The 14,406-nt window shown below is 42.0% G+C and carries 18 protein-coding genes; 8 read left to right on the plus strand and 10 right to left on the minus strand.

Features of this window, described 5'->3' with window-relative positions:
* The first annotated feature begins 158 nt into the window (after window positions 1–158).
* Together SJI19_RS16675 and SJI19_RS16680 are read left to right on the plus strand one after the other, a co-directional pair.
* Entirely contained in the window at window positions 159–449 is a 291-nt protein-coding gene (locus tag SJI19_RS16675) for a nucleotidyltransferase family protein (RefSeq protein WP_323479401.1), read from the plus strand.
* Window positions 446–817: a DUF86 domain-containing protein gene (locus SJI19_RS16680; protein ID WP_323479402.1), complete on the plus strand. Its 372-nt coding sequence runs from the start codon at window positions 446–448 to the stop codon at window positions 815–817. The genes SJI19_RS16675 and SJI19_RS16680 overlap by 4 nt, the downstream gene beginning before the upstream one ends.
* A 28-nt stretch (window positions 818–845) precedes the next feature.
* Here the strand turns inward: SJI19_RS16680 and SJI19_RS16685 are convergent, their stop codons facing one another.
* A complete protein-coding gene (locus SJI19_RS16685) occupies window positions 846–1,535 on the minus strand; it encodes a hypothetical protein (protein WP_323479403.1) in 690 nt (229 codons plus the stop codon).
* A 19-nt stretch (window positions 1,536–1,554) separates the two neighbouring features.
* A complete protein-coding gene (locus SJI19_RS16690) occupies window positions 1,555–1,809 on the minus strand; it encodes a hypothetical protein (RefSeq protein ID WP_323479404.1) in 255 nt (84 codons plus the stop codon).
* Window positions 1,810–2,565: 756 nt separating this feature from the next.
* On the opposite strand from SJI19_RS16690, the gene SJI19_RS16695 reads away from it, so the two are divergent.
* Window positions 2,566–3,633 (plus strand): hypothetical protein, encoded by a 1,068-nt coding sequence (locus SJI19_RS16695; protein WP_323479405.1) that lies wholly within the window; start codon window positions 2,566–2,568, stop codon window positions 3,631–3,633.
* A gap of 125 nt (window positions 3,634–3,758) precedes the next feature.
* Complete coding sequence (locus SJI19_RS16700) at window positions 3,759–4,628, plus strand: bacteriophage abortive infection AbiH family protein (protein WP_323479406.1); 870 nt, start codon at window positions 3,759–3,761, stop codon at window positions 4,626–4,628.
* Window positions 4,629–5,500: 872 nt separating this feature from the next.
* On the opposite strand, the gene SJI19_RS16705 is transcribed toward SJI19_RS16700, so the two are convergent.
* From SJI19_RS16705 to SJI19_RS16730, 6 genes are all read right to left on the minus strand, one after another.
* Window positions 5,501–5,713 (minus strand): hypothetical protein, encoded by a 213-nt coding sequence (locus tag SJI19_RS16705; RefSeq protein ID WP_323479407.1) that lies wholly within the window; start codon window positions 5,711–5,713, stop codon window positions 5,501–5,503.
* Window positions 5,714–5,971: 258 nt separating this feature from the next.
* Window positions 5,972–6,148 carry a hypothetical protein gene (locus SJI19_RS16710; RefSeq protein WP_323479408.1) on the minus strand — a complete coding sequence of 59 codons (177 nt, stop codon included), beginning with the start codon at window positions 6,146–6,148 and terminating at the stop codon, window positions 5,972–5,974.
* Between the two features lie 705 nt (window positions 6,149–6,853).
* Window positions 6,854–7,636, minus strand: coding sequence for a DUF2971 domain-containing protein (locus SJI19_RS16715; RefSeq protein ID WP_323479409.1), 783 nt, complete (start codon window positions 7,634–7,636; stop codon window positions 6,854–6,856).
* Window positions 7,637–7,853: 217 nt separating this feature from the next.
* Window positions 7,854–8,210, minus strand: coding sequence for a transcriptional regulator (locus tag SJI19_RS16720; protein WP_323479410.1), 357 nt, complete (start codon window positions 8,208–8,210; stop codon window positions 7,854–7,856).
* Window positions 8,211–8,214: 4 nt separating this feature from the next.
* Entirely contained in the window at window positions 8,215–8,517 is a 303-nt protein-coding gene (locus SJI19_RS16725; RefSeq protein WP_323479411.1) for a type II toxin-antitoxin system HigB family toxin, read from the minus strand.
* Between the two features lie 569 nt (window positions 8,518–9,086).
* Entirely contained in the window at window positions 9,087–9,308 is a 222-nt protein-coding gene (locus tag SJI19_RS16730) for an Hha/YmoA family nucleoid-associated regulatory protein (protein ID WP_323479412.1), read from the minus strand.
* Window positions 9,309–9,450: 142 nt separating this feature from the next.
* Between SJI19_RS16730 and SJI19_RS16735 the strand changes: the two genes are divergently transcribed.
* The 4 genes from SJI19_RS16735 to SJI19_RS16750 are packed head-to-tail and all read left to right on the plus strand — an operon-like array spanning window position 9,451 to window position 11,525.
* Complete coding sequence (locus tag SJI19_RS16735; RefSeq protein WP_323479413.1) at window positions 9,451–9,993, plus strand: hypothetical protein; 543 nt, start codon at window positions 9,451–9,453, stop codon at window positions 9,991–9,993.
* Window positions 9,990–10,625: a hypothetical protein gene (locus SJI19_RS16740; RefSeq protein ID WP_323479414.1), complete on the plus strand. Its 636-nt coding sequence runs from the start codon at window positions 9,990–9,992 to the stop codon at window positions 10,623–10,625. The genes SJI19_RS16735 and SJI19_RS16740 overlap by 4 nt, the downstream gene beginning before the upstream one ends.
* A gap of 15 nt (window positions 10,626–10,640) precedes the next feature.
* Window positions 10,641–10,829 (plus strand): hypothetical protein, encoded by a 189-nt coding sequence (locus tag SJI19_RS16745; RefSeq protein ID WP_323479415.1) that lies wholly within the window; start codon window positions 10,641–10,643, stop codon window positions 10,827–10,829.
* A gap of 12 nt (window positions 10,830–10,841) precedes the next feature.
* Window positions 10,842–11,525, plus strand: a complete 684-nt coding sequence (locus tag SJI19_RS16750) for a hypothetical protein (RefSeq protein WP_323479416.1) — start codon at window positions 10,842–10,844, stop codon at window positions 11,523–11,525.
* A 91-nt stretch (window positions 11,526–11,616) separates the two neighbouring features.
* Here SJI19_RS16750 and SJI19_RS16755 read toward each other — a convergent pair whose 3' ends face one another.
* Together SJI19_RS16755 and SJI19_RS16760 are read right to left on the minus strand one after the other, a co-directional pair.
* The gene (locus SJI19_RS16755) at window positions 11,617–12,075 is read right to left on the minus strand and encodes a hypothetical protein (RefSeq protein ID WP_323479417.1); all 459 of its coding nucleotides are present in this window, start codon (window positions 12,073–12,075) and stop codon (window positions 11,617–11,619) included.
* A 118-nt stretch (window positions 12,076–12,193) separates the two neighbouring features.
* The gene (locus SJI19_RS16760; RefSeq protein WP_323479418.1) at window positions 12,194–14,086 is read right to left on the minus strand and encodes an ArdC family protein; all 1,893 of its coding nucleotides are present in this window, start codon (window positions 14,084–14,086) and stop codon (window positions 12,194–12,196) included.
* Window positions 14,087–14,406: the final 320 nt, after the last annotated feature.

A 14,406-nucleotide genomic window follows, 5' to 3' on the forward strand; every position in this document is an offset into this window, starting at 1 on the left:
AGAAGTTTGATTGATAAATTATATAATGATGATGGTATTAAATGAATTTAAATTTACTCACAAAATTTATTATTTGAAGCAAGTTATACTGTGATTGACTGTCATAGGGGGTATGTTAAAATTTAGACAGAAACATTCACTGTAGAGAGGAAGTAGCTATGAGACCTTCAGATGTACTAAGAGAAAACAGAGAGCTGATTCTTAAAATCATCTCGACCTATCCAGTTGCTAACCCTCGCGTTTTCGGTTCGGTTGCAAAAGGCACTGATACTGAGGAAAGTGATCTGGACATCCTGGTTGATACCCTACCCAACACCAGTATGTTCCATATGGGCGGTTTGTATCAGGAGCTGCATGATGTCCTTGGTATCGAGTTAGATGTGCGCTGTCCAGGTGACATAACTTCGCATTTTCGCGACCAAGTTCTCGCAGAGGCACGTCCTCTATGAGCAAGACAGAACTAAAGGTGCTGATTGATAACATTTTGAGTTCGGCGCAAAAATGTCAGCTGTATATGGATGGTCTTGAGCAGATTGATTTTTTCTGTGATGACAAAACACAAGATTCAGTCCTGATGAATCTGATCGTGATTGGCGAGCAGGCGTCTAAAATCATAGCTTTCTACCCTGAGTTTGTTGAAGCCAATAACGACATACCCTGGCAACCGATCAAAGGCCTCAGAAATAGGGTAGCGCATGGCTATTTTGACGTTGACCTCGGAACGATCTGGAACACTGTCAAAGATGACTTGCCTTTACTTAGAGAAAAACTTTGCAATCCAAATTACCCGTCACCTGGCGAAGATCCTACACCGTAAATATACAGCATTAAAATACCGAATATTTTCAAATCCCGTGACCTTTATCTCTAATTTTATTTTTTAGTGCTTGGTCAGCCCATATATTAAAATCGGTGTAGGTACTAAATTTTTTCCCAAACACGCGCCGTCTAGCTGAATTTCCAATTAGGATAACGGGTAACTTATCATTAGGTGATAAGGGGGGAGTTAGCCCACTTCTGTCGGTGAGCAACCAATTTAGATAATAGAAAAAACAAGGTTTCCGCAAGCCAATTGTACCCGCTACTGCACTGGAAGCAAGGAACTCGCCAGTATTGGTTACTATCGAAGATGGCTCGACAAGAGTTTGAGAACGGGGTAGAACGCTAGGCCTGCATACACTATCTTCATATATACTGAACTTTGTTCTAATATTATTAGAAGACGTGATGTCTTCACCCCACATAATATAATGGCACTGCCGATGCCATGATCTTATTTGAGGCGTAGCTATGAGCCCTTCACAAAGTTTGTAAACTGCTGTTTTTTTTGACTCGTCCTTTATGTTATATATTCGAGATTTCATTTCGACGATAAAAAATATATCGCAGGCAGTAAACATATTGTCGGCATTGAAATCACGGTCACTACCATTGAATGATAAAGTTAGGTCATCTATTCCGTTAAGCATGCAAGATAAGCGTAGTTCATGCCCAAATATTTCCGTGACGCTACTTTCAATTCCACGTTGTTTCATTTTTTTTACTCAAGCAGTCTTAGATGGAGTCAGCTAATTTGTTTATTTCTACAGCCAGCACCCTAAGGAAATCAGGATCACGAGGAAGCTGTATTGTTGAATAGCTGTCCCCAGCCTTGTCCCCGGCATAATTCATAAAAATTGTCTCGTAATCCCATGTAAGATACAGAGCTTTAGCATCCATATTGAAACGTTTTCCTCGCTGATCTGAAGCTCTAACTGAGTAGCTTTCATTGGGGAAGGGGACATAGATACCAGATTGGTTTTTTTTCATCTTGTTGATCTCATCTTGATAATAATCTGATAATTATTATCAAGATTTGCTACCTAATTCACAAGCGACTGAATGCAGAAATTGGCATTAAATACTAAAATTAACCTGATTTTTCAACATTTTGTCATTCCGTTTAACAGCGGGGCAGCAAGTATGGCTAGTAGGACTGGAATACATAGGTAAAACCTATCCATCCAGGGCGGCCGTGCCTTCAAAACATAACCCTTGGTTCTTGCCTTAAATATTTTAATTGAGGTCACAAAGGTTAACTTGATCATTCCATCCTCGAGTCTCAACGCGCTTAAACTCGATAACCCAGACTCACTGGTTAGCCTGCCAGCTTTCGGCGCCATAAAGTAACTGCCAGAGACGGCTAAACACTCTTGGTACAGACATGATTACGCGGGAACTGTGTTCTGAGTGCGTAGTGTGTAAAAGCCCGATTTACGGCCTGCGTTGATGTAAAAAATCTTAGTGGCAATGCTAGGATAAACATTTCCAGAAATCATAAAACCTCCAAAAAATGCAGATCTGAATCAGATTGTAGCAAGCACAATAACTTCTGATAATAGAAGTTATCAGAAGTTTTATATTTTGTACATTACAAATGTAATTTTATACGTACATACGTTACACTTATGAAAATCTTAAACATCCCACCTGAATGCTCACTTCATGCGCTGAGTGACCATAAAACAAGCGGATTTATTCAATTTAGTGATGTAATATGTACGTATCCGTATGCTGGAGGCTCGAATGCCTGTTAAAAACGAAATTAAACACAAGCTCATACGTGAATTCTCTAATGCAGATGCCTATTCGGGCATGAACGCCCTTGAGCTTTCTCAGAAATGTTGTGAGCAACTGGCACTTCTAGGAGAGCCATTGCCAGGCTGGCAGGAAATCAGGGAAATTATAGGTAAAGGCTCAGCTACTGACGTAAACAAAGGAAAGCACCTGTATCAGGAACGGCAAGGAAAGCTACTCAGTCAGCTCGCTGAGATGCCTGGCGTTACTGAGGACATGGTTGAGTTGATGATGCAGCTTAGAAAGCTGGCGTTTTCTGTAGCCACGAAAAGCTTTGCGGAGAAAGTCCAGAATTGGGAATCTCTCGTAACAGAAGCTAACCGCCTCGCCGACGAATCTGACGATCGATACGAAGCCGCTATCCGGGAGCGTGACAGCTGGCAAAGGCAGACGCAAGACAGACAGGCGCTAATTGACAATCTGTCAGAACAACTTGAGGACAATAAGCGAGCTAAAAATGCTGAAGTGTCACGGTTGGAGACTGCACTTCGCGAGGCAAGAAGCCAGGCAGAAGAAGCAAATCAACTACTTGAGAATGCCCTCAACAACTTAGAAACTTTGAAGCAAAAAAGTGAAGGAACAATAGATCGTCTCAAAGCTAACCTAACTGAAAATGAGAATGCGTGTGATCGATTAAAGCGTGATAAAACCCATATCGAAGAAAAATTCGCTGCACAGGCCACTGAACTAGCTGAGCAAAAAGCTATGTTGACCATGTCAGAACAAAGAGCTAAAGAGCTTGAAATTTCTCAGAAAGAGCTGATTACTTCAAGTCTACAAAAAGACGAGAGAATTGCAGAAAAAGACCGCCGCTACGAGATCACGCTCCAACAACTTGATGAAAGTCGTCAGGTGTGTTCTACGCTTGAAACCACTCTTGCAGCTGAGCGACACTCAAGCAAAACGCTGACTGAAAATAATGATGCACTCACTAAACAGATCAAAAAATCAGAGCAGCATGTGAGCAAATTGCTTACAGCTCTAAATCCAAAAAACACAAAGTTTCAAACAAAATAAACTGTTAGGAGAAAAATAATGATAAATCAACAGATAGTCAACTTGAATGCTCAAGACATATAGAGGATGTATAATGAATAAAAACTATTCAAGATGCCGATTAGCACGAGGCGAGGCAAAATGCGATGAGACTTTACATAATAGGAAACGGGTTTGATATTCGTCATGGTCTGCCTACAGGGTACAAACACTTTCAATCATACGTAGCAGAGCGTGACAAAGAACTATATGACGCGATAGAAGAATACTTGCCTGCTGGAGATAAGTGGAATGATTTAGAACGTGCTTTAGGTCAAATCGATTACGACCATATTCTAGAAAACAGCGAGATGTATTTGGGTTCGTATAATTCCGAAAATTGGAGTGATGCCTACCATCACGATTACCCGTATGAAGTAGATAAAATCACACGACTGTTATCTGATCGCTTGAAACAGCACTTCACTGATTGGGTGAAAGGAATCGACATTACTGATGCACATACACCTACTCAATACATACCTCCCCTCCCAACGGAAAGCCTTTATTTTTCATTTAATTATACTAACACCTTACAGCAGGTTTACTCTATTCCAGCGTCGCACATCACACACATCCACGGTAATTGTAGTTACGATGATGACCTCAAATTAGGTCACAGCTTTACAGTAGACGAGTCATTGAATCCTTATACAGGGCCAGATCAGGATACAAGAATTGCAGAAGCATACAACAACATAGACGAATATTTCGGCACAACATTCAAGCCTGTAGCGGATATTATCAAAGAAGAGAGCGATTTTTTCACTTCGCTTAAAAATGTGTATGAGGTCTTTGTTTTAGGCCATTCGCTTGCTGAAGTTGACGGCGAATATTTTGCCAAAATCAACAAAAGTATTCAGGAAAATGCTCGATGGGTAGTTGCCCTATACAAAGGTGAAGAAAAGTCAGGCAGCCTAGATGACTACGGTATTAGAGTCTCTAACATTTCCTTTGTGCAGTATGAAGATATCTGAGGATGAGATCTTAAAAAGGAAATGAAGCAGCCAAAATACCCGCAAAACTGCGTATAGCGCGGGAGCACACCCTATTGCGATAACGGGGTCTGTTCAAAATCAGGCTTACCGTACAATATTTTTCGATATCCAAACTGACCCCAGACAACACATTCTGTCCAGTTATCCCGCACTTATCCCCCGTTTCTGTGGATAATCAATATGTAGTGCCTCATGTGGTTGACTGGAGCACAAGATATTGTGTTTAGCTCCCCGCCTGCCTGATCCACCGTTATTACGCGTTTTTAGCCTAGACGTTGCGGCATTGAGTGACAGATACCCGTTTCCGATATCGCTGGATGAAATCTGGCTCAGTTCGTGGGGTATTATGCCCAATTTTTTAATCTCCGCACTCGGTCAAAACCCCCCAGACGCGCCCGGGAAAACCGCCCCGGACTTGTCCAGCCCCTCCGCGCCCAGGACAACCATGTCCCGGCCACGTCACGGCTCCCGGTGAAAAACCCCATCGCCCTAGTATGGCGCAAAGGGATGCCCTGTCCGATCACAATAATTCCCTTTTGCCCTTGCGGCAACTTGGACATTTTTTCCGATAGTGCCGTTTAGTCCAGTAAAAAAACGGCGGTCGGGAGCGCGTCGACGCCCGTCTTGATCTGCAAAACCCAGATGTAGGCACGAATGTGGGGGTGGGCACCAGATATGGGGCCAGTATGATGCATGTTGTAACTACTGTAAGTCATAACAAAAGATGGACAGAATTACCGGAATGTCTAACTGGAGGGAGAATTATTAATGCGGGAACGTATCCGGGCAACGGTAAAACCATTCCCGGACTTGTCGGAACATGCGGAATGAGGTACGTCTGCCCAAAGCGACTACTTACCGTTTGGCACGGCGATAAGGGTCGGACGACGCTGTGTGCGCTTGAACTTTTCTACCGCAGCCCGGCCAGCTGCAACTGACGCGACATCAAGCATTTTTCCTAAATACTGATCCATACCGCCGTTCTTGCTGGCCAGGTAAAGCGTGGCGGCGTTACCGTGTAAAACGGTCTTGTCCGGTTTTACTACTTTGTCTGAATTACTCATGTCGAAAATGCCTCTGGTTATAAACGCGACTACAGCAGCCGTGTCATTACCATGCATTACCCCTCTCGAAAGCGCAACGTAAATTTGCAAATTTAAAGTACGTGGCGCTGCTTAACTGGAATGGCGTACAGGGATATGGGCAAATAGCGTTGCCGACGCGTAACATCGCCTGAGGCCGTTAATAGGGGGATTTGGATGTGTTATAAAAAGGCCACAAAAGTGGCCTCGGACAAGAGATTCAACTCTGAAAGTTACGGATTAAGCTCTGAAAAGAGCCTCAAGCCAAGCCGTTACGCGGTCATAACCTGCAAATAAGCGATCCTGATTGGATTGCTGAAATGGGGTCGGTTCACCAACGGTGGCGTGAGCCGCGAGTGCGTTGCTGTAAAACGCCTGTGCCGCCTTAAGCGCTGCGATTAGTTTATCATTACTCATTAAATAATCTCCTTATGTGAGTAGTTTATGCTCAGACTCCATGTCTGGCTCTGGCAGTATAGAACACATCTGCGTTTTGTTTTACGAGAAGTATAAGTATAAGAGCGGGACATCATCATTTTTGATAAGAGTGGCAGTTGGCTGCCGCAATGAAATGCCAGCAGATTTAAACTTGGTTAAGCGGCTGCAAGTTCAGGTAATGATGGTGCTGGTCTGAAGATAGGGTATATCTGATCCGGGAAAATGACACCCCCGCGTCGGGGTTTCGCAACCGGAATCGGTTCGCCAGTACCGCCCCGCCACGTCCGGGCGCGTGGGGGATCTTGTTCAAATAAACTGGGCCGGTCGCAGCTGCGAAACGGCCTGGCCATCCCGATCTCAGGGTTGCCGGCGTTTTGATGAAGTGTTGTTTTACAGTGAGTTAGTTATCTTTTTGTGCCAAATATATCGGTGAGTATTTTTGATGGAGCCAGTAACGGCGGTACGCTACGTGAAATCTGGCGTTGAGTTAGGGGGAATGATCTGTAAGGCGTTGCTTTTATACTTACATTCTAATAAATTAGAATGTGTATTCTATTTAAATGCCAGCCTGAGTGGACAGAATAACCTTAGTGTCCAGGTGGCGCGGGAATTACGCTTAAACACGCGGGGAACGCCTGGATGCTCCCCGGATGGAGATCACATTAATAAAATACAAAAAAGAATTTACATACTGATTATTTCAATGCTGCTCATTTTCTCAATAGCCTTTTTATATTTTAAGCCTTTTGGCATTGCTTGCATTATGTGTTTTCTAACTACATCGTTTATACGGCACCCAAAAATTATTGACTCTATAAAAATTGGGTCATAAGAGACTTTTATGAATTTTTTTCCTGCCTGGATAAAACCAAGACCGTGAACTCTATATTCTGATTCATATTCCCATTCATCAAGTTTTGTTCGCAAAGCAACTAAAATTTGATTCCCTAAATCCTCACCATCGTCGAGTCCAAAGAAGGGACGGTGCATAGCCAATGTTTTGATTTTCGGGATTGTTTTCTGATAGACCACTTTTTGAGCAGGCACATACTCTGATTTAAACTCTATACAAAATCCAGTGTGAGAGCCTGCATAGTGAGACCACATCAGATTGTTGGTCGCATTGCTAGAAACAGAAAAGAACGGATAACTATCAATAAGCTTGTTGAATTCCTCCTCTATTTTTTTGACCATCTCCTTTCCCAGTGGTGTAAATTTCCCCTTGTCAATCCATTCCGACAGATATTTTTTATCTTCATTTTTAACCAGTTGTCTTAGCTCCTTAATATCATGTGGCGTAGGGGTAATTAGTTCTATTTTTGAATCAAACAGGTCGTTAAAGTTTTTTCTACTGGAAAAAACTGATTCATTATTAACAAGTGCTTCTATCGCGTAATCTTTAGACAGGTTTTCGTTGTTTGAAACATTTCGGTACTTGTAAAAAAATTTTGGAAATTCATCGCTCACAGTTTTACCCTTCACGCGAATTCTTTATTGGAAGTAGATAACGGTTTTTCTCTGATACGCGCTGTACCAGTGGCTAACGTCAACGTGAGCAGACATATCTGAATAGTTAGAATAAGTAGATCTGCCAACCATCCGAAACCGTTGATTTGTAGATCGCCCAAGCAACGGACACGCTTACCTCTTTTGTAAGCAATTAATAAACCATCATAAATTAGTCTTAATTTACAAGGCTTTCAAGAGGTATCGAAAATTGCTTATGTAGTTTTCTAATCATCGGTAGTGTCAAATTGCGTTTGCGGTTTAACACTTCTGATACCCGCCCAGAACCCCCGATGGCTGGTTCTAAATCCTTCATTGTAAGGCCCATTTGTTCCATGCGAAATTTGATGGCTTCGACAGGTTCAGGCGGTGCAATCCGATAATGCTCATTCTCATATGCTTCAATGAGTAATATCATTATTTCCATATAATCAAATTCTGGCGAACCAATTTCTGGTTGATTATCAAACAAATGCGAAACTGATTTTAGCGCCAGCTTGTGATCCTGTTCATTTCTGATGGGTTTAATATCCATTTTGCTACTCCAGATCTATAGTGTTAGCGTCAATAGCATCATATTGCTTGTGTGTACCTATGAATTTCACATACATCCAACCAACTGGATAGAAGATAGAAACAATTAGTCGATAGTTATTCCCTTTAATGTTAAATACCACGCGATTGTTTTTAAGGATACTAGCACTTCGGTATTTTTCTTTGATATCTGCTGGCGTTTTCCAGCTAGCCTTCTTGGCCTCATCCACCCATGATCTGATCGGCGCTTCTGCGTCGGGATAGATTTTCCAAAATTCTTTAAGAATCGCTACTGAGATTATCTTCATGCAACTAAGTTTACTCCCACTGTGGGAGAACACAAGAATTTATCCCGTGGTGGGAGAACTTTTTTTTAAATGACTTTGGAAGGTATAGGGTGCTCGCGGGAAAAACTTAACAAGGGGAAACAAGGGAAGAGCACGGCGCGATCGGTGACGTTGCCCCGAGGCCGTCGCGCCGTTGTGCTAGCGGCGGTTAAACCTCTAATACGGGATGATTCTATCCAATCTCGGTCTGGAATGGAAGAGCTTGTCTGGATACTAAAGACTTGTCGATTATCTTGAACTGCAACTGAATTCATCAACACTCAATAAGATGGTGAAAGTCAGTAGTGGCGACTCATTCGTGGAAATGCCAGATATCAGTGAGAAATTCGTGCAACAGACGATTGCTATGCAAAAAGATGAATCGTTGTTACTGAGTGCGAATGAACACCTTTTCCTGATTATTCCTTTCGTTCAGCCCTGAACATGAGCCAGAATAAAGCACCTGTATAAGAAGGTACTTTTTTAAATCAATTATTACCGCGCTATTTGGCTCTACTGCCAAGGTGCTCATTTTATCCATCACTAACCTCTTATTTCACTAGTCTCCATACTTCTTTCGGAACGTTTTCATAATACCGTCCAGTAGCTAACTCAGCTAGCCGATGGTCAACAGCGCTTCTGAATACAAAAAGATCACTGCCCACCAAATCTCTTTCAAACCCCGCGACCATCTTGTCAAAGGTATCCATTTTAGTACAACGTCTTAATTGCATCACATAGTCAAATTTTGTCTTTACGACAGTAGTATCCATATAGCCCTCATGGCCCGTTTATCACAAATTATTTAAGGTGCTTAAGAAGCGGTCACTAGCCAATTACATCCAATTAAAAGATTACAACACCTAGCACAATAATATAAAATAAGTATCTCACAATATAATTCAGGTTAGAATCATGTCACTAAATAAATATTTATCTTTATCAATACTAATTCTAATTAACTCTTGTTCTTCCTTTAATTCTGTAGCTGGCCACAATGATAATGAATATAGGCTATCACAAGCCGTCACCTGTCAGACTAATACGACCCCAGATGAATTTATTGATCTGCTTAAAAGTCAACACGGTGGGAATTTGATTTCAGGAAATCAGGGCGCAGAAGAGGATGGTGAATTTACTGTATCTAATCCCGTTGACATCTGGGGTATAAAAGTCCGTCATTTTTCATTTCATAAAGGTAGCAACGAAGATGGCGATTTCACCGAGTATCGTGCAATCGTGCCTGCAACATCCAATACGATTTCAGCTCAAAGTTTAGCCCAGATCGGTAATGTACCGAAAATCGCAGATGGATATTTCTACAAATCAGTAGGCAATAATGACCTGTTTATCCGTCAATACGGCGACGATATCGTTGTCAGCTGTGCTAATGATGTTCGCACAACCCGCAAATCAATAAATCGATTCATCCGTAATGTGCAGGAGAAAACTGAATGACAATGCGCATCCCTGCTCAGGCAATCAATGCTCTAAAAGCTCTTAAGGAGTACTCTGACCTTACTGTCAAAATAATTTTGTCACCTGTACTGCGTCCTTCGCTAATCGGTGACATTGATATTGCCAAAACTCGGATATACAATAATCGCCAATGGGTTAAGTCAATTATTGCTCTCGCGCAAAGCGAAGACTCAAACATACATGCCATTGACAATCACTGGCTCGCAAACAAGCTAACTCAAAGTGCGCGAGCCGCAAAACGCCACAGCCCTACGCAGATCCCAACGTCACAAATTCTCCGACCACATAACTCTGTAAGAATTGAGGCCATGATAAAGGTATCGGATACTGTCCAGGTAGAACACTCTTCCATTTCCATTATTCATCCTGATGCCATCAATGCACTGGCTGGCTTTTGCTTGCTAAATTTCGAGCCAATACAGGGTTTTCAGCCACTTCTAGATGCTGATGGTGCCCAGGTAATCAGTTGCTCCCTGTCAGCAGCTGATTTCGTCAAGTTCGTGGCCTCATCAGCGCAGATGATCTCTGAATCTGGCGTCACAGAATTCCTTTACAATGCACAAAAGTTGGGCGATCAACTTGCCAGCTTTGATATTAATTTCCCTTACTGAACGTTGTAGGCCAAAATGAAATTTCAGGTAAATGTGAGCAACGCTCTAAACGGCATTGCTTTTTTTAATGGTGAAGTTCTCATTGATAACGATGTTATTGATAGTGATAGCAGAAGTGAAGTTGAAGTGATTAAGGCAAGTATCAGGACTAATTTTTATAAATTATACGGTGCTGACATGGTCGTTGCCGTTGAACGATGCTGATGAAGGATATAAATGAATCGTAGTAGACTGGTCGATGCGATGGCCATCCGGTTAACTGAGACTTTTCCTTTAACATGGAGCCAGCTTACAAAGCAAGATAAGGCCGACATTACCCCTCAAATGGCTGAGCAGCTGCTCAGGGCCACAGATGAAGTCGGTGCTACCCGAACGCCAGTTAAAGATGCTTACGTTCTTAGCAGCGTTTCTAAGTGGGTTAAATCACCTTTATCAATCGTTTTAATGCCACAGGCTATGCCGACTCTCTCAAATACTGACTTCCTGCTTGATTTGCCAGTAAGCTGCCTGGATGCAGTTGCATACATGAACCGCACTTTCCTGTTAAGTTTTCCACAAACAGCACACCATGATACAGGTAAATTTAGTGAGTTGATCGTCACGCTGATTAGCAATTCCAATTCCGCGCTTTCCCTTGAGATCATCAAATTTAGTGCACTACGATCGCCTAAAATAATCCCTGTACCCCTTATAAAAAATACAATCAGAGAATCTATAATCAGTACGGCACTATTGGACGCGAATATCAATACAACTGATGCATTGTCAAAAAACACCACTGAAATAATAGAACTAATTAATATTGCAATCACCGGAATGAGCGCGTTGCGGAATACGGATATAACCTCATTAAAAACTATATATTTAGATAAAAAAGATGTTGAAGTAATGCATTTTTAACTCTAATATATATTTATTACGTTCCTTCGCCAATGTTAAATTGTACTCACCCACCTTGAGTAATTCAACGCCCACTTTAGTGGGCTTTTTTTTATGGTTTAAAATATTGTCTTTTACCTTCTCCTTCATTATCAGCCACACCAGAATTAAACTCTGAAATAAGTGCGGCTTCATTATCTGCAACATCATCGTAATATTCATTATCCCCTGTCGCACAAGTAATACTAAAACCAACCATTTCTAGCTTTTTAACAAAGTCGAATAAGAAAAGATGTGCCTGAATTGTGTGGCTTTTTGACCAGGACTCAATTTCGCAACGGTCACTTTCCTTGATATAAAATTTATAAAATGGTTGTGCTAATGGAACTAATAATTCTGATTTAACTTTAGTGTTTTCATCACACGCTCCTTCTTGTATTATATAACCCATTTGAACAAGGCTTATCTCCATAAAATTTAAGAGGGATGAATAAAGCGGCACTTTCTTATGGAGAATAATTTTCTTTGCCACACCATCGGTAAAAACTTCATTTTCTACACAGAAAAGCATTTTTTCACCTCAAGAACATTATATTTTTGCGCAATCCTATTCTGAATAATTAATTTCAGATCAAGGCTGACTTGATTAAACGGACACACCCTGAGATGTGTCCTCTGCGAGGTATATTTTAAATTGAAGGGGAACTGTCAACCGTTAAATCCAGTGCATTTCCCAACGGCCTGAGAACTTCCTCATCTACTTCCTGATTTTGGCTGCGCCCTTGCACCGGACTTGCTGGCGGTTCATCAAACACTGGCAAAGCACCGTTAAGCTCATCAATGTCGGATTCAGGTTCTTTTACATAGGGAACATCATCATTTTCATCATCCAGATCATATCGATTACCAGATGGCACAGATGGTGGCATTTCTGTCACTTCTGGTTTTTCTTCTGCCGGATAATGCCGTTTTTGCCACTCTGTAAGCAATTGCGGGGGGACATGCCCCATTACAGCACATCGGTATGAGTCGATGCTTACAACAGGCTCTCCCTCAGACATGAAGGCAGAACGCATTAGTTTACCTATAACGTCCTGGTGATGTGATAGATCGGTACTGCGTTTAACAACTTCAGCCACTTGAGCGAAATCTTTGCGGTAGGCTAAAACACCATGCAGAAAAGCTTCACGCCCCTCACCTGCGCCGTCACCGATAATGGACTCATCAGCGTCCCACAGGGTGCGCATTTGCTTGCAGAAATCCCCCCAATACCCGTGGATTTCACTCGCCCGCTCCCATCCCTGAACAACCTTGGAGGCATATGAATCAACTTCTTTCTCAGTGATATTGTCCAGTGTTTTCAGATGCGCCTCAAACATATCTTTTTCGCGCTCTTTTATCTGTGTAACGTACTTATCGCTAAGATTCGCGTCCATACATTTACTGTGGCTGATTTCACAGAAGCGTTGCCAGGCATCAACTGACGTTAGTACAGCAGCCGAAATTTCAACTAAAGACAGAGGTTCAGGCTGAGTAGTAAAATCAGGAATATCGATAGGTTTCACTCCATCACTCTGGATTTGCTCTTTAACCTGCCCGTTGTGCAGATTATTGGCTTCAATGATATTTCCCTCCAGTATCTCTCTGAGTTCAGGATCGAATTCAAAAAGGTAATCAATGATCGCCTCAGCATCTTTTGCTGCTTTGAAGAGAACGTGCTTACCGCCATTCTCTGCGCGCATAAGATTCAGGTAATGCGTCGTGTAAGCCGCATGACTTTCAACGTCAGCTTTAAGACCAAACATAGAGGTGAGGATGCATGAGCCGATTTCAGCTCGAAGCTCTTCTGTCGCATATTCAACTGAATCATGGCTACGGGTTTCACCCGGTTCCCGTCGACGAAGGCGATCTGCGTGACCTGTCCAGTGGCAAAGCTCATGCAAAAATGTTGCATAATAAGCATCAGCACTTTCAAATGCACCTTTCGGCGGCATAACCAACATATCATTTACATGGTTGTAAAAAGCAGCATCTGTTTTAAAGTCTTCAGCCAATGCCGTTACCGTTCGATGCTGGTAACTGACGCCTGAAGCAGCGATAAGACGCTCAATCATTTCATGAGGTTCAAAATCGGGGCGCTCGTAATAAAGCTCTGGAAGACCTTCAATATCAGCCCCGTTAAACTCTGCATAAAAACGGGAAAACATAATTTTTTCGTCTTCATCGTCAGCATCTGATGATTTGTTTTGCGGTTCATCAAGACCCTGCGTCTTTTCTTTATTTTTGTTATAGAAGCTCCAGTACTCGACATAAGCAGCACTTGATCCTTTGTTTAAACGTAAACCGGACTTTTTGATTTGTCCAAACGTCATCCAACGTGGATCAATAGAGGATTTAATTGACTGTTCTAACAGTAAGTTAAGAACGTTTCCGCCTTTAAAGCGAGTGCCTGAGTAGGGATTAAAAGGTCGAACCATGACATTGTCCCATTTCTGACGCCACGGCGGGGTTTCACCATTTTCAAGGATTTCAATCACACGGTCTGTCAATTCTTTACGTATGTCTTTCTTATTACCAGCCATACAACCCCCTTTATTCACTTATTTTCGTTGTGGACGACAAGAGATTTCCCATCAAATTCAACAGAGCAATTAGATGTAATAAATCCACTGTCCTTTTCGAGGGAAAATGGTAATTCCTCACCAGTATTAATAATTTCAATTTCGTCAGAAGATAGATTTAAATCAGATAAGTCATACGCTGTACACATCATATAAAACCCTTTTAGTAAAGAATGAACCGTAAAGAATGAAAGCCCATGCATTTACATGCATTGATTAGGGGAAAAGCAGCGCGAGGGGAATTAACATTCTGCGCTATTAATATCAGAATATAATATCAA

The sequence above is a fragment of the Acerihabitans sp. TG2 genome, from assembly GCF_035013185.1.
GTDB lineage: Bacteria > Pseudomonadota > Gammaproteobacteria > Enterobacterales > Enterobacteriaceae > Acerihabitans.